This is a genomic window from Nocardioides candidus (assembly GCF_041321175.1).
GTDB lineage: Bacteria > Actinomycetota > Actinomycetes > Propionibacteriales > Nocardioidaceae > Nocardioides.
Genome location: NZ_JBGGWC010000001.1, coordinates 1,902,573 through 1,923,470, shown reverse-complemented (window position 1 = coordinate 1,923,470; position 20,898 = coordinate 1,902,573). Strand labels below are relative to the sequence as shown.

Sequence of the window (20,898 nt, the reverse complement as noted above, 5' to 3'; positions counted from 1 at the left end):
GGGGCGCGAGCGCGCGTACCGTGAGCACATGACATCGGGGGACGAGTACGACGACGAGCCGCTCGAGCTCGCCGACGAGCTCGCCGACCCGGTGTGGTTCCCGGGCCAGCACCTGCCCGCGGAGGCTCGGCGGATGGGCCTGACCCACCACGTGCCGGACGGTGCCCTGCTCGACTTCGCGGGCTCGCTCGACGGCGCCAAGCTCTACCACCGGGTCGCCGCCTGGTTGCTGCTCGTCGTCTTCGGCCTGCCCGTGCTCTTCGCGGCGATGCGGGCGTTCCAGGCGTTCTGACCCGGCTGGGGCTCAGCCCGGGGGCCAGCCCATCGTGCGCCCGCCGAGCACGTGCAGGTGGGCGTGGAAGACGGTCTGGTGGGCGGCGGGGCCGGTGTTGAACACCAGGCGGTAGCCCGCGTCGGGACCGTCGATGCCCTCCTGGACCGCGATCTCCCGGGCGGCGTCGAAGAGGTGCGCTGCGGTCGCGGGCTCCCCTTCGGCGAGCGCCGCCGCGTTGGGGTAGTGGCTGCGCGGGATCACCAGCACGTGGGTCGGCGCCTGGGGGCTCAGGTCACGGAAGGCGAGGGTGGTCGCGGACTCGTGCACGACCGTCGCGGGGATGTCGCCGGCCACGATCTTGCAGAACAGGCAGTCCGGGTCTGTGGGAGAGGTCACGTCCCCACTCTCCCAAATCGGGGCGCGCCGGGGTCAACCGGTCGCGTGCGGCAGGCGTGCAACTACCGTGACCACCTATGCAGCGACTGTCGGGATCGCGCCGTCCCCCTCGTGGGGACTCGCTGTGACCGACGAGCGTCCGGAAGGCGCGACCGGGACGGTCGACGCCGACGCCGGCGTCGAGGCGCTCTACCTCGGCCACTGGGACCGCCTGGTGCGGCTCTCCGTGCTGCTGGTGCACGACCAGGGCAGCGCCGAGGAGATCGTGCAGGACGCGCTGGTCGCGGTGCACCAGCGGTGGGACCGCCTGACCGACCAGGACAAGGCGCTGGCCTACCTGCGGCAGGCCGTGGTCAACCGGTCGCGGTCCGCGCTGCGGCACCGCGGAGTGGTCACCCGCTACCTGGCGCGTCAGCAGGCTCCGGAGCACGAGGCCGGCGCCGACCGCGCCGTGCTCGGGGACAGCCGGCGCCAGATGGTGCTCGATGCCCTGCAGCAGCTCCCCCGCCGCCAGCGCGAGGTGCTGGCGCTGCGCTACTACCTCGACCTCTCCGAGGCCGAGATCGCCGAGACGCTCGGCATCAGCCGGGGCGCGGTCAAGAGCCACGCCTCGCGAGGGGCGGCCGGTCTGCGCCCCATCCTGGAGGCTCTCGGCCCGGACCTGAGGACAGATCTGTGAACGACATGACCCCCGGCGACGACGAGCTGCGCGGGCTCTTCCACGACGCCGTCGCCGACGTGGAGCCCGCCGACAGGCTGGGGGAGGTCCGCCGCCGCACCAGCGGCCGTCGCGCTCCCTCCAGGCGGTGGGTGCCGTTGCTCGCGGGCGCGGGCGCGGTCGCCGCGACCGTCGTCACCGCCGCCGTGGTCGTGAGCACCGTCGACGACGACGCGCCCGACCACGACACCCCCGTGGCGAGCAGCTCGCCCAGCACCGACAGCACGGAGCCGCCCGCGACGGCAGCCGCGGGCATCTACTACGTCGCCGAGACGCCGACCGGACCGCGCCTCTACCGCGAGTTCCAGGCCGTCGGCTCGACCAGCGATCCTGCCCAGAAGGTGCTCATCGCCCTGCAGCGGCTGACCACCGACTCCGGCCCGCGCGATCCCGACTACCGCACCCTGTGGCCGGCACGCTCGTTCAGCTCGGTCCAGGTCGCCGACGACCGCGTCGTCGTCGACCTCGGCACCGACGACGCCCTCGTCGCCGGCCCGGGCGGCCCCGCCGAGGGACGGTACGGCGTCCAGCAGGCCGTCTACACGGCCGAGGCCGCACTGAGCCAGACCCTGCCGGTGGCGTTCGTGCGCGACGGCCGACCGGCCCCGACGGTCCTCGGGGTGAAGGTCGGCGACCTCGTCGACCGCGACCGCAGCTTCGACCTCACCGCGCCGGTCAACATCACCGACCCTGGCGAGCGGCTGGCGGTCGACGGCGACACCCTGCAGGCCAACGGCACCATCTCGGCCGACGTGGCGGGCCCCGTGCGGTGGACCTTGGCGCACGACGGGGACGTCGTCGTACACGGCCAGGCGCAGCCCCTCGACATCACCGGCGCCGACGCCCGCGCCACGCTCGGCGCGCCGGGCTGGGAGACGGAGCCGATCGACATCAGCGGACTCGCACCCGGGACCTACGTCTTCACCGCAACCGTCACCGGCACCGGGCAGACGTCCGACGCGCCGGCCCAATTCAGCGACACGCGCACCATCACCGTCCGCTGACCGCCCCCGACCCGGAGGATCGAACCATGAAGCGCCACACCTTCCCCCTCGCCCTCACCGCGGTGCTCTCGATGATCGTGCTCACCGGGTGCGGCGGCGACGACGAGCCCACCAAGGCCGACGACCCCGCCACCTCGGCCGCGTCGCAGCCGACGTCCCCCGACTCGACGGCCTCGACGCCCTCGAGCACCGAACCGGCGGCGACCGAGACGACGACGGACGCCGGCTCCCCCGAGACCACCTCCGTGCCGGTCTACTTCGTCGGGGACACCCCGCAGGGGACCCGGCTCTACTCCGAGCAGCGCGAGGTGGAGGCCGACAACCCCCCGGGTGAGTCCGTGGCGCTGCTGATGGCGGGCGACGTCACCGATCCCGACTACCGCACGCTGGTGCCGGCGGGCAGCCTCGGCACCGACGTCAGCTTCGACGGCACGGGCGCGGACGGCTTCTACACGCTGAACCTGACCGACGCGCAGTGGGCCGAGCGGCCGGCCGGGATGTCGAAGAGCGAGGCGCAGCTCGCCGTCCAGCAGATCGTCTACACCCTCCTGTCCCAGGCCGCGGCCGGCGACATCGACGGCGCCAAGGGCGGCGTCGACTTCTACCTCGACGGGGAGAGGACCACCTTCCTCGGCGTCGCCGGCACCGCCAGCCCGGCGGCCTCCCTCGACGTCCGTGCGCTGGTGAACGTCTCCTCGCCCGCCGAGGGCGAGACGGTCAACGGGTCGTTCCAGGCGAGCGGCGCAGCCAGCTCCTTCGAGGCGACCGTGCCGTGGGAGATTCGCGACGACGCGGGGGCGGTCGTGCAGCAGGGGTTCGCCACGGCCGACGGCTGGGCCGACAAGCTCTACCCGTGGCAGAGCGACGTCGACGTCAGCAAGCTCGACCCCGGCACCTACACGTTCGTCGCGCTCACCGACGACCCGTCGGACGGCGAGGGCGCCGGCCCCACCGAGGACTCGCGCACGATCGTCGTCGAGTAGCCGGCCGCTACTCCACCCGGCCGAACTCCAGGTGGTGGCGCAGCTGCTCCAGCCCCGCCACCAGGTGCCGGCCCGCGATGCCGCGGGCCATCCGCTCGGCGAGGCGACCCATCACGAGTCCGCCGAGCTGCACGGTCATGGCCATCGACACCTCCGCACCGTCGGGGTGCTCGACGACCTCGACCAGCATGGAGTGACGCGTGCCGCGCACCGAGTGCCAGCGCATCGACGTCGCATCGCTGACCACCTCGACCCGGCCGCCCACGTGGATCGCGCCGATGTCGAGGAACATGTCCCACAGCTCGATGCGGTCCGCGACCCGCTCGATGAACTCGAACCGGCCGAGACCCGCCACCAGTGGGAGCATGACCCCGGGATCGGTGGCCACCTTCGCGACGACGTCGAGAGGACGCCGTACGACGATCCTCTCCGTCGCCGTGGTCGCCATCAGCCCAGCACCGGCAGGATCGTGCGCGCGGCGAGGGAGGACAGCGCCACCTGCATCGTCGAGGTGACGTAGTCGTAGGCCTCGTCCCAGTCGGGGTCGGGGCCGAAGCGCTCGCGTAGGTCGATCGGCGGGAGCACCTGCATCCGGATCTTCGCCGGGAGCGGCACGTGCGGCAGCCCGCCCGGGAGGAAGCCCCACGGGAAGCTCAGCGTGAGCGGGACCGACTTGATGCGGAGGTACTTGTCGAAGCCGAGCACCTGCGCGGTCCGCCGGCCGTCGTTGAAGATGTAGACGGTCTCCTGGCCGCCGGTCGCCACGACCGGGACGATCTTCACGCCGGCGTCGTGGGCCAGCTTGAGGAAGCCCTTGCGGCCGTCGAACACGATCCGGTTGCGGTCGCGCGTCGGGCGCAGCGCCTCGACGTCGCCGCCCGGGTAGACGAGCACGTTGGCGCCCTGGTCGAGCACCTCGCGCGCCCGGTGGGGTCCGGCCTTGACCATCCCGAACTTGCGCGCGAGGTCGCCGATCAGCGGGGTGTCGGTGATGATCCGGTGTGCGAGGCCGATCAGCGGGCGGCCCTCGACGGTGAAGTAGGTGTTGTAGGCGAGGAGGAAGAGCCAGGTGTCGGGCACGCTCGCGCCGCCGCTGTGGTTGCCGACAAAGAGCACCGGCTCGTCCGGCACGTGCTCGAAGCCGTCGACCTCCGCGCGGAAGTAGAGCTCGAAGGCGAGCCAGAGCCGGGGCAGGATGCGCCGGATGTACTCCGGGTCGCGGCCCTCGATGCCGTCGGGGACCCGCTGCCGGATCGACGGCAGCCGCAGCAGCGCCATCCGGCACCTCCTCCGCTCGCGTCTGTGTGTCCGAGCCGAAGACTAGTGTCTCGCGGGTGCCCCAGCGTCTGAGCCGCCAGCGCCTGAACCGCACCCTGCTGCTCCGCCAGCACCTGCTCGAGCGGGTCGCCGCCACCCCGGAGGAGATGACCCGGCACCTGGTCGGGCTGCAGGCGCAGGAGAACCTGCCGCCGTACCTCTCCCTCGCGGCGCGGCTCACCGACCTCGACCCGCACGACGTCAGCCGCCTGCTCACCGAGCGAGCGCTCGTGCGGCTGCTGACGATGCGCGGCACGATCCACCTGCTGACGCCGGAGGACGCCGCCGTGCTCCGCCCCTGGGTGGCGCCCCGGATCGAGCAGGAGATCCGGGTCAGCCAGTCGATCGGCGACGCGCGCGAGCTCCCGCGGGCCGACGTCGAGGCGGCACTGCGGGAGGTGCTCGCCGACGGTCCGCTCCCCCAGAAGGACATCGGAGCCCGCCTCGCCGAGCGGTTCCCCTACGGCGCCACCCAGCTCGGCCAGCTCGCGCGCAGCGCCGCGCCGCTCGCGCAGCTGCCGCCCCGCGGTTGCTGGAAGGCCTCCGGCGGCGTGGTCTACGACTACGTCGACCGCTGGACCGGCGTCCCGATGGCCGAGCCCGACGTGCCCGCGCTGGTGCGCCGCTACCTGCGCGCCTTCGGTCCCGCGACCGCCGCCGACGTCACCGCCTGGTCCGCGGTCACGGGGATGGGGCCGGTGCTCAAGGGCATGGACGACCTCGTGCGGCACGAGGGCGAGGACGGCAAGGTGCTCTACGACGTCGAGGGCGCGCCGCTCGCCGACGAGGACGCACCCGCCCCGGTCCGGCTCCTCGGCACCTACGACAACCTGTGGCTCTCCCACGCCGGGCGCGACCGGGTCACCACGCCCGACACCCGCAGGATGTGGATGGGCACCAACGGCGGCGTCGGCAACACGGTCTTCGTCGACGGCTGGCTCACCGGCATCTGGCGGGTCGTCGACGGACGGGTCGTCGTCGAGCACCTGCACCGCGACCTCACCCCCGTCGAGCGCGACGGGCTCGCCGAGGAGGTCGCGCGGGTGGAGGGGCTGCTGGCTCGGTGACGACGTCGCGGGGGCCGGCCCTCGCGCGGTTGCTCGTTTCCCAAGGGAAACGGATCACCCCCAGCGCGAGGTCCGCGTCAGCAGCGCGGCGACGGCAGCGACGCCGGCTGTGGAGGTGCGGAGCACCTCGTCACCCAGGCGTACGGCGACCGCACCTGCCCGGACGAACCCGGCGACCTCCTCGTCGGTGAGGCCGCCCTCGGGACCGACGACGACGAGGATCTCGCCGGCGTCGGGCACGGCGAGGGCGCCGACGGGCTCGCGCGCGCCCTCGTGGAGCACGACGGCCAGGTCGGCCGCACCGACGAGCCCGATGACGTCGGGGGTGGCCGCCAGGGGCGCGACCTCGGGGTGCCACGCGCGTCGGGCCTGCTTGGCGGCCTCGCGGGCGGTGCTCTGCCACTTGGCGTGCGACTTCGCGGCGCGCTCGCCCTTCCAGACGGCCACGCTGCGGGCGGCGGCCCAGGGGACGATCGTGGCGACGCCGATCTCGGTCAGCACCTCGACCGCGAGCTCGCCACGCTCGCCCTTCGGCAGCGCCTGGACGACGGTCACCCGCGGCGCGGGCTCCTCGACCGACGCGAGCTCGGTCACCACGACGTCGAAGGACCGCTTGCTCGCCGCGCTCACCTCGCCGGTCGCGACCACACCGGCCCCGTCGGCGAGGGTGACGGCCTCGCCGACCCGCAGCCGGCGTACGACCACGGCGTGGTGGGCCTCGTCGCCCTCGACCGTCACCACCTCGCCGGCCGTGACGCCGGCGAGCGAGGGCACGAGGTGCTGAGGGAGCGTCACCGGACCGCCCGGGAGGTCAGTGCTGGTTGAAGGCGTCGCGGAGGCGGCCGAAGACCGACTTCTGCGCGGGCTTCACGTGGCCGGTGGGCTGCTCCTCGTCGCGCGCCTGGGCGAGCTCGCGCAGCAGCTGCTCCTGCCGCTCGTCGAGCCTGGTCGGCGTCTCGACCGACACCGTGACGATCAGGTCGCCGCGCCCGCCGCGCAGTCCGGGCACGCCGTGCCCGCGCACCACCGTCTCGGTGCCGGACTGCGTGCCGGGCGGGATGTCGAGCGCGAAGGAGGTCTCGAGCCCCGACCCGGCCGCGCCGTCGGCGCCGGCCAAGTCGGCCTCGAGCGTCGGCAGCGTCAGCGAGGTGCCGAGCGCGGCAGCGGTCATCGGCACGGCGACGACGCAGTGCAGGTCGTTGCCGTGGCGGGTGAAGGTCGGGTGCGGGGCGACGTGGATCTCGACGTAGAGGTCTCCCGGCGGACCGCCGCCGGGGCCGACCTCGCCCTGCTCGCTGAGCTGCACCCGGGTGCCGGTGTCGACGCCCGCGGGGATCTTGACGGTCAGCGTGCGCCGCGAGCGGACCCGTCCGTCGCCCGCGCACTCGCGGCACGGGTCGGGGATGATCGTGCCGAACCCGCGGCAGGCCGGGCAGGGTCGCAGGGTGCGGATCTCGCCGAGGAACGACCGCTGCACGTGGGCGACCTCGCCCTGGCCGTGGCAGGTCTCGCAGGCCACCGGCTCGCTGCCGGGTGCCGCGCCGTCGCCGCCGCAGGTCGTGCAGCGCATGGCGGTGTCGACCTTGAGCTCGCGCGAGACGCCGAACGCGGCCTCGGCGAGGTCGACCTCGAGCCGGATGAGCGCGTCCTGGCCGCGCCGGGTGCGGGGCCGCGGTCCGCGCGTGGCGCCGCCGGCGGAGCCGCCGAAGAAGGCGTCCATGATGTCGGTGAAGGAGAAGCCGGCGCCCTGACCGCCGAAGCCGCCGGCGAAGGGGTCGCCGCCGCGGTCGTAGGCCGCGCGCTTCTGCGGGTCGGAGAGCACCTCGTAGGCCGCCGACACCTGCTTGAACTGCTCCTGCGCCTCCGGGTCGGGGTTGACGTCGGGGTGGAGCTGGCGGGCGAGGCGCCGGTAGGCCTTCTTGATGGCGTCGGCGTCCGCGTCGCGGGCGACACCGAGGAGGTCGTACAGGTCCTGACTCACGTGGTTCCTTGCTGCTGGATGACGGTGTTACGGGAGGACGGGGCCGGTCAGCCCTCGTCGAGGATGCGGGAGACGTACTTGGCGACGGCGCGCACCGCCGCCATCGTGCTGGGGTAGTCCATGCGGGTCGGTCCAACGATCCCGAGCGACGCGAGCGCGTCGCCCGGTCCGTAGCCGGTGGCGACGACGCTGGTCGAAGCGAGCTCCTCGAAGGGTCCCTCGGCGCCGATCCGCACGGTGAGCGCGCCGCTGCCCGACGCCTCGCCGAGCAGCTTGAGGAGCACGACCTGCTCCTCGAGCGCCTCGAGGAGCGGACGTACGGCGGAGTCGAAGCTGTCGCCGAAGCGGGCCAGGTTCGCCGTACCGCCGACGGCGATGCGCTCGTCCGAGCGGTGGTCGCTCATCGCCTCCACCAGCGTCTCGACCACCGACGTGGTCACCGGCGAGGCCGGAGGGTCACCGGCGACGAGCGCGGTCAGCGCGACGACGGCGTCGGAGATCTGCTCGCCGGTGGCGGTCAGGTTGATCCGCGAGCGGAGCGCGACGAGCTCGTCGTCGGCAAGGTCGCGGTCGAGCTCCACGAGCCGCTGCTCGACCCGGCCGGTGCTGAGGATCAGCACGACCAGCAGCCGCATGGGGGTCAGCGCGACGATCTCGATGTGCCGCACGGTCGATCGCGAGAGCGTGGGGTACTGCACGACCGCTACCTGACGGGTCAGCTGGGCGAGCACACGGACCGAGCGGTGCACGACGTCGTCGAGGTCGACGGCACCGTCGAGGAAGGTCGTGATGGCCCGGCGCTCGGCCTGGCTCATCGGCTTGAGGGTGGTCAGCCGGTCGACGAACAGCCGGTAGCCCTTGTCGGTCGGCACCCGGCCGGCGCTGGTGTGCGGCTGGTGGAGGTAGCCCTCCTCCTCCAGCGCCGCCATGTCGTTGCGGATCGTCGCCGGCGACACGTTGAGCCCGTGCCGCTCCACGAGCGCCTTGGAGCCGACGGGCTCCTCGGTGGCGACGTAGTCCTCGACGATCGCGCGCAGCACGGCGAGCCTGCGGTCCTCCTGCATCTCGCCTCCTCTGGCACTCGGGTCTCGTGAGTGCCAAGAGTACCCGCCCGCGGCGGTTCCACTAGCGTCCTCCCATGCCCTTCACCGAGATCGCCGACCGGGTGTGGGTCGCCCACTACGAGTTCATCGACCTCAACATCGGCCTCGTCGGCGGCAGCCGCGGCCTCGCCGTCGTCGACACCTACGCGTCGGGCCCCCTGGCGCGCGACGTCATCGACGACATCCGGGCACTGGGCGCCGGCGACGTCGTCGCCGTGGTCAACACCCACGAGCACTTCGACCACACCTTCGGCAACGGCACCTTCCGCCAGGAGTACGGCGACCTCCCGATCCACGCGACCGAGGAGGCCGCCGCGCGCACGGTCGCCAGCGGCGAGGCGTGGAAGGCCAAGTCGGAGCAGTACGACGACCCGCGGGTGCCCGACATCCGCGCGACCGAGATCGTGCCGGCCGACCGCACGTTCAGCTCGGCCTCCGTGCTCGACCTCGGCGACCGCGCGGTCGAGCTGGTCCACCCCGGCCGCGGCCACACCGGCGGCGACCTCGTCGTCCGGGTGCCGGAGGCCGACGTCGTCCTGGCGGGCGACCTGGTCGAGCAGTCGGGCCCGCCCGCCTACGGCGCCGACAGCTTCCCGCTCGACTGGCCGCTCACCCTCGACCTGGTGACCAACCTGATGACGCCGGCCACCGTGGTGGTGCCCGGGCACGGCGCCGTCGTCGACCGCGAGTTCGTCTTCGACCAGCGCGCCGACATCGGCGTCGTCGCCGAGACGATCCGCGACCTCGCCGGCCGGGGCGTGCCGGTCGCCGAGGCGCTCGCCGCCGCGGAGTGGCCGTTCCCGAGCGAGCGGCTGGCGGACGCCGTACGCCGGGGCTACGAGCACCTCCCCCGCGCCCAGAAGCGGCTCCCCCTCATCTGAGGATCGTCGGGCCGTTCGCGGGTATCGCTCCGGCATGACCAACCTGCCTGCGCCCGAGCCCGAGCCCGACGAGGCGCCTGTCGACGACCCCTACGACGACCCCGACCTCACCAAACAGCACGACCTGCCTCCCGGCGTGGAGCAGGAGGGACCGAACCCGCTCCACTAGGAGAAGGCCGGGTCCGCGGCCGCGGCGCGTACCGCCGCGAAGACCTCGAGCGGTTCGGCCTTGCCCTTGAGCGGCATGGTGCCGCGCGACACCAGCGTCACGTCGCGCTGGAGCATGCTCGCGGTGGCGCCGGTGATGAGGACGTCGTCGCCGGTCTCGCGGGTCGCCGCCTCGACCCGCGCCGCCACATTGACCGCGTCGCCGATCACGCTGAAGTTCAGCCGGCCCGCACCGCCGATGGACCCGGCCACCACGCGCCCGGTGTTGACGCCGACCGCGACCGAGAGACCGGTGCCGGCCCGCGCGGTCGCCTCGACGATCGCGAGCGCCGCCTCGACGGCCCGGTCGGCATGGTCGAGGTAGGGCTCGGGCGCGCCGAAGACCGCAAGCAGCCCGTCGCCGATGAACTTGTCGACGTGCCCGCCGTGCTCGTCGATGACCGGCACCATCGCCGAGAAGAGGCGGTTGAGCGTGGCGACGACCTCGGGGGCCGGCGCGGCCTCGGCGTACGACGTGAAGCCCCTGACGTCGCAGAACATGATCGAGACGTCGATCTCCACGCCCTCGTCGGGGAACTGCCCGGACAGGATGAGGGCCGCCACCTCCTTGTCCACGTAGGTCCCGAAGGCCGCACGCATCTGCTCCCGCTCCTCGAGGCCGCGCGCCATCACGTTGAAGTCGTGGGCGAGCTCCCCCAGCTCGTCGCTCGTCGTCACCGGCACCCGCGCCGTCAGGTCGCCACCGGCGACCCGCGCCATCGCACTACGCACCCGCTCGATGGGCGTGGTGATCGCCTCGGCCAGCAGGACGGAGAGTTCCTGGGACAGCGCGAGGCCGACGCCGACCGACGCCACGACGGACAGCACGAGGTCCTGCGACCCGTTGCGGTCGCCGAGCAGGCTCGCGACCAGCAGCGCGGTCGCGATCGTGTAGACCGACGGACCGAGCAGGATCCGCTTGCGGACCGGGAGACCGATCCGGGCGAACGGGAAGTCGTCGGGCAGCACCGTCGCGATGTCGCGCACCATCGGCCGGGAGAGCATCTCGCCCGCGGAGTAGCTGAGGATCGTCGCGTAGACGGCCGGCACGACGCAGGCCAGCACGAGAGCGAAGAAGTCGGTCCAACGCAGGTCGAAGAGCACGACGCCGAAGGCACTGGTCGGCAGCACGACGAACGGGTTGATCCACCAGCTGTTGCGCCGGAACTGGCGGTAGGTCAGCGTCGTGGCGGTCTCCCAGGCGCTGACCGTCTCGGCCGCGGTCGGCACCGGGGTGTCGTGCCAGGTCCGGACGGCGCAGAACGCCGACCGGGTGCGCCAGGACGCCCCGAAGATCGCGATCGCCGTCAGGATCGAGCCGAACGTGGCCAGCCGCACGACCTGGCGGGCGCTCGCGTCGTAGTAGGAGGCGAGGATCACGACCGTCAGCAGGGCGACGAAGATCGACACCACGGCCTGGCCGACCGCGAGCACCAGCCAGTAGCGGGATCCCAGGCGCTCGTACAGCCACGCCGTGATGCGATCGAGCACGCCCAGAGTGTCCCGCGCCGGACGGCGTCCGTCCACCGATACCGTGGTCGGTCGTGGATCGCTACGGGACCGATGTGCTCTCCGGGGACTGGAAGAAGCCCAAGAACGGGCGCGCCGTCGAGGCGCCCGCGGAGCTCGGCGCGGTGGTCGAGGAGGTCACCGCGGACTGGTGCGGCGAGATCGTCGCGGTCGACCGCGACCTGCACACGCTGACGCTGGAGGACCGGCGCGGCAAGCGCCGTACCTTCCCGCTCGGGCCGGGCTTCCTGCTCGAGGGCAGGCCGGTGATCCTCACCGCCCCCGTGCGACGGGCCGCCCCCGCGAAGCCGACCCGGACCGCGAGCGGGTCGATCGCCGTCCACGACGCCAAGGCAGGGGTCGCCCGGGCGAGCAGGATCTTCGTGGAGGGCCGCCACGACGCCGAGCTGGTCGAGAAGGTGTGGGGCGACGACCTGCGCATCGAGGGTGTGGTCGTGGAGTACCTCGGCGGTGTCGACGACCTCGCCGACCACCTGGTCTCCTTCAAGCCCGGCCCGCAGCGCAAGGTCGGCGTGCTCGTCGACCACCTCGTGCGCGGCTCCAAGGAGTCCCGCATCGCCGACGCCATCGTGCGGGGGCCCAACGGCCCGCACGTGCGGATCGTCGGCCACCCCTACATCGACGTCTGGCAGGCGGTGAAGCCCGAACGACTGGGGCTGCGCGCCTGGCCGACCATCCCGCGCAACATCGAGTGGAAGAAGGGCGTGTGCCAGCACCTCGGCTGGCCGCACCGCGACCAGGCCGACATCGCGCGCGCCTGGAAGCACATCCTCTCCAAGGTGACGTCCTACGCCGACCTCGAGCCCGAGCTGCTGGGGCGGGTCGAGGAGCTGATCGACTTCGTGACCGCCGACCCGACCGCCGGCTGAGGCGCCGCGGCCGTCAGCTCATCCTCATCGGGCGGCCCATGCCGTCGCGAGGGCTGCCCGCGAGGATGACGATGCCGTCGATGAACGGCCAGATCGAGCCGAGGCCGCACGTGACGATCGTGACGACCAGCTGGGCGACCCCGACGCCGACGTGCCCCATGTACATCCGCCCGAACCCGAGCGGGATGAGGAGCTGGAGCAGACCGGCGACGATCTTCGTCTTGTCCGAGTACGGCAGGCCCGTGGCCGGGTCGAGGCCGTAGGGCACCGCGGGGTTGAACGGGTAGGCCGGGGCCGGCTGCTGGTACGGCGGCGGCGGCTGTCCGTAGGACTGGGGCTGCTGGCCGTAGCCCGGCTGCCCGTACTCCGGCTGCCCGTACTCCGGCTGGCCGTACGGCTGCTGGCCGTAGGGCTGCTGGCCGTAGCCGTACTGCTGGCCGGGATGCTGGCCCGGCTCCTGGTAGGGCTCGTACTCCGGCGGCTGCTGTCCCACGGACGGGAGCATACGGGGCCGGTCAGGGCAGCAGGTGGCGTACGACGAGGTCGGCGAGCAGCCGGCCCCGGCGGGTGAGCACCACCCGCCGGTCGTGCTCCCACGGGAGGGACTCGACCAGCCCCTGGCCGACGAGGTGGGGCACCTCGGCGCGACCGGCGTCGTCCAGCGCCCCGGCGTCGAGACCGTCACGGATCCGCACCTCCAGCAGCACCCGCTCCACCCGCTGCGTCTCCGGGTCGAGGGTCTCGCGGGCGTGGGCGGGGCTCCGGTCCGCGGCCAGCCGGTCGCCGTACGCCGCGGGGTGCTTGACGTTCCACCACCGCACCCCGCCGACGTGGGAGTGCGCGCCGGGACCGACGCCCCACCAGTCGTCGCCCTGCCAGTAGGCGAGGTTGTGCCGACAGCGGGCGGCGTCGTCGCGGGCCCAGTTGGAGACCTCGTACCACTGGAGACCCGCGTCGACGAGGAGGTCGTCGGCGACGACGTACTTGTCGGCCAGGTCGTCCTCGTCGGGCATCGGGAGCTCGCCCCGCCTCACCCGGCGGGCCAGGGCCGTGCCGTCCTCCACGATGAGCGAGTACGCCGACACGTGGTCGGGCGCGCAGGCGAGCGCCGACTCGACGGAGGTGCGCCAGTCGGCGCCGCTCTCCCCCGGCGTGCCGTAGATGAGGTCCAGGCTGACCTGCTCGAACCCGGCGGCGCGGGCGTCCGCGACGGCGCCGGGCACGCGCTCGGGATCGTGCGTGCGGTCGAGGGTCGCGAGCACGTGCGGCACCGCCGACTGCATGCCGAAGGAGATCCGGTCGTAGCCGGCCGCCCGCAGCTCGTCGAGGTAGCGGCGGTCGACGGAGTCGGGGTTGGCCTCCGTCGTCACCTCGGCGCCGGGTGCCAGCCCGAAGTCGTCGTCGATCGCCCGCAACAGCCGGCCGAGGTCGGCGGCGGGCAGGAGGGTGGGCGTGCCGCCGCCGAGGAACACCGTCCCGACCGGCAGGTCGCGGTCCCCGAGCACGGCGCGGGCCAGCCGGACCTCGCTGATCGCGTGGTCGACGTACGACGCCCGGGACACCCCGCCGCCGAGCTCCTCGGCGGTGTAGGTGTTGAAGTCGCAGTAGCCGCAGCGGACCCGGCAGAACGGGACGTGCACGTAGAAGCCGAACGGCCGGGTGCCGAGGCGCTCGAGCGCCTGCGGGGGGAGGGTGCCGTCGCTCGGAGCGGGATCCCCCTCGGGCAACGCGGACGGCACCCGGCCATCCTCTCAGGGCGGTGCCTACACCGGCACGTTGAGCGTGATCGTGTAGCCCTCGTCGACCGAGCCGGTCACCTTCGGCACCTGCAACGAGTAGCCGTCGGAGAACACCCCGTCGGTGTCGAGCGACACCGATGCGAGGTTGTCCACGCTCGCCTCGTAGCCGTCGACGCTGCCGTAGACCGTCTCGCAGACGTCCTGCGGCAGCGCCAGCTGGGAGGTCCGCAGCTTGTTGTCGGCACTGGTCGCCTTCGCGAGGGTCTCGTAGACCTCGAAGTGCATGTGCGGCCACCGGCCGTCGTAGCAAGCAGGCCAGATCGTCCGGAACTCCAGCCAACCCTTGTCGTCGGCCTCCTGCACCCCGCGGAGGTAGTTCTCGTCGACGATCTCGTCGTCGTACATCGAGTAGCGGCCCTCCTGGTCGCAGTGCCACAGGTAGATCGCCCCGCCCGCGAGGGGGGTGATGTCGTCGCCGGAGAGGTCGTAGAGACGTAGCCGCACCGTTGTCGGGACCCCGGCCGCGACACCGGACGCGGTGCCGAAGCTGGAGGTGATGTCACTGCGCACGATCCCCGACTCGGTCAGCACGTTGGGCCCGTTGCTGCCGTCGCCCGGGTAGGGGCCGGCCGTCTCCTCGGGGATCTCGCCGTCGGCGACCTCCACGCTCGAGTCGCCGCCGATGCTGCCGCCCGCCGGCGGAGCGCCGCCTGGACCACCGGCAGGCGCCCCGCCGGCGGCCCCGGTCGAGCCCGACGAGCCCGACGACGTACTGCTGTCGCCGCTGTCGCCGACCGAGCAGCCCGCCGCCACGGCCACCCCCGCCACACTCAGGCCGCCCATCAGTCCGAGCAGGCCGCGGCGGCCCCAGGCCCGCCCGCGTTGCTCCGACAGCTGCGTCAGGTCGTGCTGCAGCCCGAGGTCGTGGGCCTCGGGCTCGTGGTCGTGGTCGTCACTGGTCGTCATGCGCCCAGTGAAGCCAGCAAGCTTGTGGGCATCCTGTGAGCCGGCGGTGCTCCGGCCCAGCGCTCGCGATCAGGAGTAGAACGAGTCGATGAGGTCCTTGTTGTTGGACTCGACGATCGCGCGCTTCACCTTGAGCGAGGGGGTGAGCTCGCCCGACTCGATGGTCAGGTCGTGGTCGAGCAGCTCCCACTTCTTGATGGTCTCCCAACGGTTGAGCTGGCCGTTGAGCTGGTCGACGTAGTCGCCGATCATCGAACGGACCTTCTCCGAGCGGACGAGAGCGGTGTAGTCCTCCCCGCCCATGCCGTTGTCCTTGGCCCAGCCCGCGATGGCATCGGGGTCGAGGGTGACCAGGGCGCAGACGAAGTTGCGCTCGGCGCCGAAGACCATGAACTGGCTGACGAACGGGCAGATCGCCTTGAACTTGGCCTCGATCGCGGGCGGGGCGATGTACTTGCCTCCGGAGGTCTTGAAGAGCTCCTTGATGCGACCGGTGATGCGCAGGTAGCCGTCGGCGTCGAGCTCGCCCTTGTCACCGGTGCGCAGCCAGCCGTCGGCGGTCATCGCCTCGGCCGTCGCCTCGTCGCGGTTGTGGTAGCCGGCCATGACGTGCGGGCCGTGCAGCTGCACCTCGCCGTCCTCGGCGATGCGCACCTCGGTGCCCGGGAAGGGCATGCCGACCGTGCCGATCTTGTACTGGTCGGGGTGGTTGACCGTCGCGCCCGCGGCGTTCTCGGTCATTCCGTAGCCCTCGAGGATGAGGATGCCGGCCGCGTGGAACCAGGCGGCGATGTCGGCGTTGAGGGCGGCCGAGCCGGAGATGAAGAACTTCACCCGACCGCCGAACCGGTCGCGCACCTTGCTGAAGACCAGCTTGTCGAAGAGCCGGTGCTGCAGCGTCAGCGGGAGCGGGACGCTCTTGCCGGCCATCTTCAGCCGGTCGTACTTCACGCCGACCTCGAAGGCCTTCTTGAAGATCTTCTCCTTCGCGCCGCCCTCGGCGGCCTGCATGGTGACGATCCGCGCGTGGGCCTTCTCGAAGATCCGCGGCGCCGCACCCATGAAGGTCGGCTTCACGACGCCCAGGTTGTCGACGATCTTGTCGACCCGGCCGTCGATCGCGGTCGCGAAGCCGCAGGCCAGCTGCGTGGAGAGGAGCACCTTGCCGAACGAGTGGGCCATCGGCAGCCACAGGAACTGGAGGTCCTCCTCGGTGAGGATCCCCTGCGCCTTGATCGCCTCGCCCTCGAAGACCCAGGCCTTGTGCAGCGTGCGCACGCCCTTGGGCTTGCCGGTCGTGCCGGAGGTGTAGATCAGGGTGGAGAGCTGGTCGGGCCGGATGTCCTTGGCGGTCGTCTCGATCGCGTCGGGGTGGTCCTTCAGGTAGGCATCGCCGAGCTCACCGAGCGCGTCCATGGTGATCACCCAGTCGCCATCGGCGATGGAGTCGTCGAACGAGATGACCTTGTCGAGGCCGGGCAGCTCGGCGCGGTGGGCCTGCAGCTTCTCCAGCTGGGAGGCGTCCTCGGCGAAGACGAACCGGCACTCGGAGTCCCCGACGATGTAGGCCGTGTCGTCGGCGCCGGTCGACGGGTAGACCGTGGTCGTCGCGCCCGCGGCGCACATCACCGCGAGGTCGGCGAGGATCCACTCGTACCGCGTCGACGACGCGATGCCGACCCGCTGCTCCGGCTCGAGGCCGAGCGAGAGGAGGCCGGCGGCCAGTCGTCGTACGGCGGCGCCGGCCTGGTCCCACGTGACCGACTCCCACGCCTCACCACGGGGGAAGCGGAACGCCTCGCGCCTGCCCGATGCCGCCACCCGGTCGAGGAACTGGGTGGCCACGTTCTGCGGCATGTGCTCGAGGAAACTCGTGTCGAAGTTGATGGGCATGCCACTCCTCATGCGCGAGCCGAGAACCGAAGGATCCCCGTAAACCTAGATCACTCCCGACCCGGTCGGTAGCGAACCCCCTACGGGCTGAGATATTCGTCGACCCGACGCTGGATCCGTGGAGCGAGCCCCTCGATGGCCAACAGCTCCGGCAACCGCCGGTGCTCGAAGTTGAGTGCGACGAACAGGTCGACGACCGTGATGCCGTGCGTCGGCTCGTGGACGACCTCGATCTCGTCGCCCGCCTCCACCATGCCGGTCTCGAGCACCCTCAGGTAGGGACCGGGCCGGCGCTCGGCGGCGAACCGTCGCACCCACTGCCCGTTGTCGAAGCCGCTCAGGCCCATCCAGTTCTTGAAGTCGTTGCACGGCGTGCGGACGCCGGAGATCTCGAGGACCACCTCGCCGATCCGGTAGCGCGTGCCGACCTGGGCCGCGTTGAGGTCGACACCCTCGGTGGTGAGGTTCTCCCCGAACTGGCCGTCGCGGATCGGGATGCCGAGCCGCGCCTCCCAGAGCTCGATGTCCTCACGGGCGAAGGCGTAGACCGCCTGGTCCTCGCCGCCGTGGTGCACGGTGTCGGACACCTGGTCGCCCGCGATCCCGAGCTCGGTGACCTTCGCCGGTCCGGTGACGGGCCGCTTGTCGATCGAGGTGACGCCGATGCCCGCCCAGTCGGCGTCCTTGGGCATGCCGACGCAGACGGTGCGGAGGTGGGCCATGCCTCGATTGTCTCAGGCCCGACCGGTCAGCGTCGCGCGATTTCGCCGTCGGAGCGGACCACGACCGTGCGCCGCTCCCCGGTGGCGCGGCTCGCGAACCGCCCGCCGCCGTACGACGCGCCCTTCGTGGCGTGCACGCGCGGACCGTAGGGCGGGGCCCAGGGCGTGAGCTCGGTGCCGCCGTCCCACAGGTCGCTGAAGCTGGTGCTCGACGGGTTGTCCGGGTCGTCGGAGTCGACCCAGCGGTAGCTCGCCGCCGCCACCCGCACCCACCTCGGGTCGCGCAGGCAGCGGCGCGGGATCGTCAGGCTCACGACGTCCGCGTCGAAGTCGACGGAGCTGACGATCCTGCATCCCACGTCGAACAGCACGATGCCGATCCCGCAGCCCTCGACGTCGTCCGGATCCGGGAGACGCGGCTCCCTGGCCATGAACGTCATCGTGTGCCACCTGCCGTTGCGCGACCGGTAGCGGTCGAGGTCGACCCACCACCCGCGATCCGCGCTGCGCACGTAGAGCGCCAGGTACTTCTCGAGGGACGGGTCCAGGTCGCGGTAGTGCGTCGTGATCTCCACGGCCCGGCGGCTGTGTCGCACGGTCAACCGCGTGATGTCCGTGTGCGCCTCCGTCGTCGCGTCGACCGGTGTCTCGGTGCCGCACGGCTCCGGCTCGGGGCTCCAGGTCGAACCCACCACGTCGCCCGTGGGGTCGGCGCTCCCCCAGTGGTCCGCGTGTGCCGCGGGCGCCATCAGGAGCAGCGCCGCGGCCGCCGTGCCGAGGACGCAGGTGATCCGCCCGGATGCGCTCACAGTCCCACCACCCCCGAGGCGCCGACGACGATCCGGTGCGCGCGGCCCGTCCGACGTGCCGTCCCCGCCCGAGCAGCCACGCGCGCCCCGCGCGTGGCGCGGACACGCGGACCGTAGGGCGGCAACCAGGGGGACAGCTCCGTGCCCCCGTCCCACTCGTCGTGGAAGGAGACCGAGGCGGGGTCGTCCGGCTCCTCGGGGTCCATCCACGCGTAGGCGCTCACCCCGACGCGGACCCATCGCGGGAAGCCGAGGCACCGCCGCGGGACGGCGAGGCTGACGACGTCGGACGCGAAGTCGATGGTCGGCCGTGAGCGACACGGCTCGTCGTACACGACCAGCCCGAAGCCGCATCCGCCGTCCTCCGGGTCGGGCAGGTCCGGTTCCGGGGCGACGAAGGAGCGGACCTGCCAACGACCTCGGACGCCGTGCGTCCGGTGGACGCTCATCCAGTAGTTGCCCGTCGAGCTCCGCGCGTAGACCCAGAGCGACTGCTCGAGCGTGCGGTCGAGGTCCCTGAAGCGGGAGGTGACGACCACCGACCGCCGGGTGTGCCGCACCACGAGGCGGGTGATGTCCTGGTTGCTGTTCGCCGAGGCGTCGAAGTCCGTCTCGGTGCCGCACGGCTCAGGTGCGGGGTCGAACTGCGTGCCCTGCACGTCCCCGGTCGGGTCGCCGCTGCCCCACCGGTCGGCGTGGGCCGCCGAGGGCGCGAGCAGGGTGATCGCGAGTGACGCCGCGCCGAGGCGGCCGAGGCTGCGGGACATGTGCGCGATTCTCACGCGCCCGAGCCCCGAACGGGCGAGAACGGGGAGGATCGAGCACGCTCAGTCCTGCACGGCCTTCGCGATGGTGATGGCGGTCGTGACCAGGTCGCGCTCGTCGGCAGAGAGCGCCCGGCGGGCTCGCTGCGCGTCGGCGAAGGCCCAGTGGGCGTTCAGGACGCTGCGCACGACGACCCAGTCGCGGGCCCGCGGCTCGTCGAGGCCGGCCGCGTCGACGAGGGTGTGGAAGCGGCGGCGGATGGCGTCGCGGACGGAGCCCGGCGCTTCGCCGTACTCCTCGAAGCGGTTGCGCAGCATCGGCTCCAGCTCGTAGTGCGGGTCGCCGTTGGTCGGTTTGGGGTCGATCGCGAGCCAGGTCGGCTCGCCACCGCGGAGGCCGAGGAGGACGTTCGCGTAGTGGAGGTCACCGTGGATCACGGCGGTGGCGGGCTCGGCGCAGAGGTCGGCGGCGAGCGCGGCGGCCTGCTCGACGAGCCGGCGCGGCACCGGCACCGCGCGGGCGTCGCGCTGCAGCGCCGCGGTCCAGCGACGGACGTACGACGACTGCTCCCGCAGCTGCGGCATCGGCGCGACGTGCAGCTTGCCGTAGAGGGCGGCGACGATCTCGCACGCCTCCTCGTCCCAGAGGTCGGAGAGGTCGGTCGGCTCCAGCCGCTCGAGCAGCAGCGCGCGGCGGCCGGGGTCGGCGCGGAGCAGGCGGACCGCGCCTCGTCCCCGCCAGCGCTGGAGGGCCAGGTGCTCGTGGTCGGACTCCTCCGCCTCGGCGTCGGTGTGCAGCTTGAGCACCGCGGGGATCCCGGTCGGGGTGCGCACCGGGAGCACCAGCGAGCAGAAGCCGTGCATCGTGTCACCGTCGCGACGCAGGTCCCACTCCTCGACGACCTGCTCGGCGAGTCCCGGCAGCCGGTCGAGCCAGGCCGCCCAGTCCGCGCCGAGCGACCGCTGGCCCTCGAGGCCGGGCGGGATGGCGATCACCGCCCCATCCCACCAGAAGGGCGGACAGGCGCCTCCGACCGACTAGCGGGCGGTGCCGACGTACGTCGCCCGCTCGACCCGCCGGGTGACCGTCGTGCCGTCGGGCAGGAGCAGGTGGACCCGCCACACCGGGCGGTGCCGGTTGATGCCGTCACCGTTGGGCGGCCCGTAGACGTCACCGTGCCGGCAGGCGTAGTAGCCCACCCAGTCCGGGTGACCCGGCGGCACCCCCCAGGCCCCGCCGACCCGGATGTTGCACCGCTGACCGTTGACGAGCAGGAGGCCCTGCGGGGACGGCCGCGCCGGAGCGGTCGCGTCCGGGTAGGTACCGGAGTAGCGCACCCGCACGAGCGCGTCGTCGGTCACCTGCCGCAGGCAGAGCACCGTGTGGCGCCGCGACCGCCAGCACGCAGGGAGGTAGAGCGCGCTCGGTCCGCACTCCGTGATGCCGTCGTCGACCGCCGTCGGGGAGGTGCCCCAACAGTCGGCCGGCCCCTGCTCGCGGTGCACGGTCCACCCGGGTGCGGCACGGCCGGCCGCGGTCGCGGGCCGTACGACGACCCGCTCCGTGCGTTCGATCCCGGTGGCGCCGGGTGCCTGCCCCTGGGCAGGGGCGGCCAGCAGGGCGCCGGCGGCGACGAGGGAGAGCAGGGCGGGCAGACGCATGACGACCTCCGAG

24 protein-coding genes are annotated in these 20,898 nt (G+C 72.6%); 8 read left to right on the top strand and 16 right to left on the bottom strand.

Annotated features, from left to right (window positions below; genetic code table 11):
* The first annotated feature begins 28 nt into the window (after positions 1-28).
* Positions 29-292 carry a hypothetical protein gene (locus tag ACAX67_RS09535; protein ID WP_370703568.1) on the top strand — a complete coding sequence of 88 codons (264 nt, stop codon included), beginning with the start codon at positions 29-31 and terminating at the stop codon, positions 290-292.
* Positions 293-304: 12 nt separating this feature from the next.
* Here the strand turns inward: ACAX67_RS09535 and ACAX67_RS09530 are convergent, their stop codons facing one another.
* A complete protein-coding gene (locus tag ACAX67_RS09530) occupies positions 305-670 on the bottom strand; it encodes a histidine triad nucleotide-binding protein (RefSeq protein ID WP_370703567.1) in 366 nt (121 codons plus the stop codon).
* 124 nt (positions 671-794) lie between these two features.
* On the opposite strand from ACAX67_RS09530, the gene ACAX67_RS09525 reads away from it, so the two are divergent.
* Genes ACAX67_RS09525 through ACAX67_RS09515 form a run of 3 tightly spaced genes read left to right on the top strand, consistent with a single transcriptional unit; the run spans position 795 to position 3,375 of the window.
* Positions 795-1,349: a SigE family RNA polymerase sigma factor gene (locus tag ACAX67_RS09525; protein WP_370703566.1), complete on the top strand. Its 555-nt coding sequence runs from the start codon at positions 795-797 to the stop codon at positions 1,347-1,349.
* Positions 1,346-2,392 carry a GerMN domain-containing protein gene (locus tag ACAX67_RS09520; RefSeq protein ID WP_370703565.1) on the top strand — a complete coding sequence of 349 codons (1,047 nt, stop codon included), beginning with the start codon at positions 1,346-1,348 and terminating at the stop codon, positions 2,390-2,392. The genes ACAX67_RS09525 and ACAX67_RS09520 overlap by 4 nt, the downstream gene beginning before the upstream one ends.
* A gap of 26 nt (positions 2,393-2,418) precedes the next feature.
* Positions 2,419-3,375 carry a Gmad2 immunoglobulin-like domain-containing protein gene (locus ACAX67_RS09515; protein ID WP_370703564.1) on the top strand — a complete coding sequence of 319 codons (957 nt, stop codon included), beginning with the start codon at positions 2,419-2,421 and terminating at the stop codon, positions 3,373-3,375.
* Between the two features lie 7 nt (positions 3,376-3,382).
* Here ACAX67_RS09515 and ACAX67_RS09510 read toward each other — a convergent pair whose 3' ends face one another.
* Together ACAX67_RS09510 and ACAX67_RS09505 are read right to left on the bottom strand one after the other, a co-directional pair.
* Positions 3,383-3,823: a hypothetical protein gene (locus ACAX67_RS09510; RefSeq protein ID WP_370703563.1), complete on the bottom strand. Its 441-nt coding sequence runs from the start codon at positions 3,821-3,823 to the stop codon at positions 3,383-3,385.
* Positions 3,823-4,653 (bottom strand): 1-acyl-sn-glycerol-3-phosphate acyltransferase, encoded by an 831-nt coding sequence (locus ACAX67_RS09505; RefSeq protein ID WP_370703562.1) that lies wholly within the window; start codon positions 4,651-4,653, stop codon positions 3,823-3,825. Before ACAX67_RS09505 ends, ACAX67_RS09510 begins: the two co-directional genes overlap by 1 nt.
* Positions 4,654-4,709: 56 nt before the next feature.
* Here ACAX67_RS09505 and ACAX67_RS09500 point away from each other — a divergent pair, with 56 nt between their 5' ends.
* Complete coding sequence (locus ACAX67_RS09500; RefSeq protein ID WP_370703561.1) at positions 4,710-5,759, top strand: winged helix DNA-binding domain-containing protein; 1,050 nt, start codon at positions 4,710-4,712, stop codon at positions 5,757-5,759.
* Positions 5,760-5,813: 54 nt separating this feature from the next.
* Here the strand turns inward: ACAX67_RS09500 and ACAX67_RS09495 are convergent, their stop codons facing one another.
* The 3 genes from ACAX67_RS09495 to hrcA are packed head-to-tail and all read right to left on the bottom strand — an operon-like array spanning position 5,814 to position 8,804.
* Positions 5,814-6,554, bottom strand: coding sequence for a 16S rRNA (uracil(1498)-N(3))-methyltransferase (locus ACAX67_RS09495; protein ID WP_370703560.1), 741 nt, complete (start codon positions 6,552-6,554; stop codon positions 5,814-5,816).
* Positions 6,555-6,570: 16 nt separating this feature from the next.
* On the bottom strand, positions 6,571-7,740 hold the full coding sequence (dnaJ, locus tag ACAX67_RS09490) for a molecular chaperone DnaJ (protein WP_370703559.1): 1,170 nt from the start codon (positions 7,738-7,740) through the stop codon (positions 6,571-6,573).
* A gap of 47 nt (positions 7,741-7,787) precedes the next feature.
* Entirely contained in the window at positions 7,788-8,804 is a 1,017-nt protein-coding gene (gene hrcA, locus ACAX67_RS09485; protein WP_370703558.1) for a heat-inducible transcriptional repressor HrcA, read from the bottom strand.
* A gap of 74 nt (positions 8,805-8,878) precedes the next feature.
* Here hrcA and ACAX67_RS09480 point away from each other — a divergent pair, with 74 nt between their 5' ends.
* A complete protein-coding gene (locus tag ACAX67_RS09480) occupies positions 8,879-9,724 on the top strand; it encodes an MBL fold metallo-hydrolase (protein ID WP_370703557.1) in 846 nt (281 codons plus the stop codon).
* A gap of 34 nt (positions 9,725-9,758) precedes the next feature.
* Positions 9,759-9,893 carry a hypothetical protein gene (locus ACAX67_RS09475; protein ID WP_370703556.1) on the top strand — a complete coding sequence of 45 codons (135 nt, stop codon included), beginning with the start codon at positions 9,759-9,761 and terminating at the stop codon, positions 9,891-9,893.
* Here the strand turns inward: ACAX67_RS09475 and ACAX67_RS09470 are convergent.
* On the bottom strand, positions 9,890-11,422 hold the full coding sequence (locus ACAX67_RS09470; RefSeq protein WP_370703555.1) for an adenylate/guanylate cyclase domain-containing protein: 1,533 nt from the start codon (positions 11,420-11,422) through the stop codon (positions 9,890-9,892). The two genes, ACAX67_RS09475 and ACAX67_RS09470, sit on opposite strands and share 4 nt — an antisense overlap.
* A 53-nt stretch (positions 11,423-11,475) precedes the next feature.
* On the opposite strand from ACAX67_RS09470, the gene ACAX67_RS09465 reads away from it, so the two are divergent.
* Positions 11,476-12,330 carry a DUF3097 domain-containing protein gene (locus ACAX67_RS09465; RefSeq protein ID WP_370703554.1) on the top strand — a complete coding sequence of 285 codons (855 nt, stop codon included), beginning with the start codon at positions 11,476-11,478 and terminating at the stop codon, positions 12,328-12,330.
* 13 nt (positions 12,331-12,343) lie between these two features.
* On the opposite strand, the gene ACAX67_RS09460 is transcribed toward ACAX67_RS09465, so the two are convergent.
* The 9 genes from ACAX67_RS09460 to ACAX67_RS09420 form a co-directional block, all read right to left on the bottom strand.
* Positions 12,344-12,823, bottom strand: coding sequence for an NINE protein (locus ACAX67_RS09460; RefSeq protein WP_370703553.1), 480 nt, complete (start codon positions 12,821-12,823; stop codon positions 12,344-12,346).
* Positions 12,824-12,845: 22 nt separating this feature from the next.
* On the bottom strand, positions 12,846-14,069 hold the full coding sequence (hemW, locus tag ACAX67_RS09455) for a radical SAM family heme chaperone HemW (protein ID WP_370703552.1): 1,224 nt from the start codon (positions 14,067-14,069) through the stop codon (positions 12,846-12,848).
* A 24-nt stretch (positions 14,070-14,093) separates the two neighbouring features.
* Positions 14,094-15,035, bottom strand: a complete 942-nt coding sequence (locus tag ACAX67_RS09450) for a dioxygenase family protein (protein WP_370703551.1) — start codon at positions 15,033-15,035, stop codon at positions 14,094-14,096.
* Positions 15,036-15,104: 69 nt separating this feature from the next.
* Positions 15,105-16,928 (bottom strand): AMP-dependent synthetase/ligase, encoded by a 1,824-nt coding sequence (locus ACAX67_RS09445; RefSeq protein ID WP_370703550.1) that lies wholly within the window; start codon positions 16,926-16,928, stop codon positions 15,105-15,107.
* Positions 16,929-17,008: 80 nt separating this feature from the next.
* On the bottom strand, positions 17,009-17,650 hold the full coding sequence (locus ACAX67_RS09440) for an MOSC domain-containing protein (protein WP_370703549.1): 642 nt from the start codon (positions 17,648-17,650) through the stop codon (positions 17,009-17,011).
* A 26-nt stretch (positions 17,651-17,676) separates the two neighbouring features.
* Positions 17,677-18,459 carry a hypothetical protein gene (locus ACAX67_RS09435; protein ID WP_370703548.1) on the bottom strand — a complete coding sequence of 261 codons (783 nt, stop codon included), beginning with the start codon at positions 18,457-18,459 and terminating at the stop codon, positions 17,677-17,679.
* Complete coding sequence (locus tag ACAX67_RS09430; protein WP_370703547.1) at positions 18,456-19,226, bottom strand: hypothetical protein; 771 nt, start codon at positions 19,224-19,226, stop codon at positions 18,456-18,458. Before ACAX67_RS09430 ends, ACAX67_RS09435 begins: the two co-directional genes overlap by 4 nt.
* 60 nt (positions 19,227-19,286) lie before the next feature.
* Positions 19,287-20,219, bottom strand: a complete 933-nt coding sequence (locus ACAX67_RS09425) for an aminoglycoside phosphotransferase family protein (RefSeq protein WP_370703546.1) — start codon at positions 20,217-20,219, stop codon at positions 19,287-19,289.
* Between the two features lie 42 nt (positions 20,220-20,261).
* Positions 20,262-20,885, bottom strand: coding sequence for a hypothetical protein (locus tag ACAX67_RS09420; RefSeq protein ID WP_370703545.1), 624 nt, complete (start codon positions 20,883-20,885; stop codon positions 20,262-20,264).
* Positions 20,886-20,898 lie beyond the last annotated feature (13 nt).

Excerpts from the sequence above, each read along its gene's own strand:
- ACAX67_RS09535 (WP_370703568.1), top strand. The coding sequence starts at position 29 with ATGACATCGGGGGACGAGTACGACGACGAGCCGCTCGAGCTCGCCGAC.
- ACAX67_RS09420 (WP_370703545.1), bottom strand. The coding sequence starts at position 20,885 with ATGCGTCTGCCCGCCCTGCTCTCCCTCGTCGCCGCCGGCGCCCTGCTG.
- ACAX67_RS09445 (WP_370703550.1), bottom strand. The coding sequence starts at position 16,928 with ATGCCCATCAACTTCGACACGAGTTTCCTCGAGCACATGCCGCAGAAC.
- ACAX67_RS09515 (WP_370703564.1), top strand. The coding sequence starts at position 2,419 with ATGAAGCGCCACACCTTCCCCCTCGCCCTCACCGCGGTGCTCTCGATG.
- ACAX67_RS09480 (WP_370703557.1), top strand. The coding sequence starts at position 8,879 with ATGCCCTTCACCGAGATCGCCGACCGGGTGTGGGTCGCCCACTACGAG.
- ACAX67_RS09475 (WP_370703556.1), top strand. The coding sequence starts at position 9,759 with ATGACCAACCTGCCTGCGCCCGAGCCCGAGCCCGACGAGGCGCCTGTC.
- ACAX67_RS09450 (WP_370703551.1), bottom strand. The coding sequence starts at position 15,035 with ATGACGACCAGTGACGACCACGACCACGAGCCCGAGGCCCACGACCTC.
- hrcA (WP_370703558.1), bottom strand. The coding sequence starts at position 8,804 with ATGCAGGAGGACCGCAGGCTCGCCGTGCTGCGCGCGATCGTCGAGGAC.
- ACAX67_RS09440 (WP_370703549.1), bottom strand. The coding sequence starts at position 17,650 with ATGGCCCACCTCCGCACCGTCTGCGTCGGCATGCCCAAGGACGCCGAC.
- ACAX67_RS09510 (WP_370703563.1), bottom strand. The coding sequence starts at position 3,823 with ATGGCGACCACGGCGACGGAGAGGATCGTCGTACGGCGTCCTCTCGAC.
- ACAX67_RS09505 (WP_370703562.1), bottom strand. The coding sequence starts at position 4,653 with ATGGCGCTGCTGCGGCTGCCGTCGATCCGGCAGCGGGTCCCCGACGGC.
- ACAX67_RS09430 (WP_370703547.1), bottom strand. The coding sequence starts at position 19,226 with ATGTCCCGCAGCCTCGGCCGCCTCGGCGCGGCGTCACTCGCGATCACC.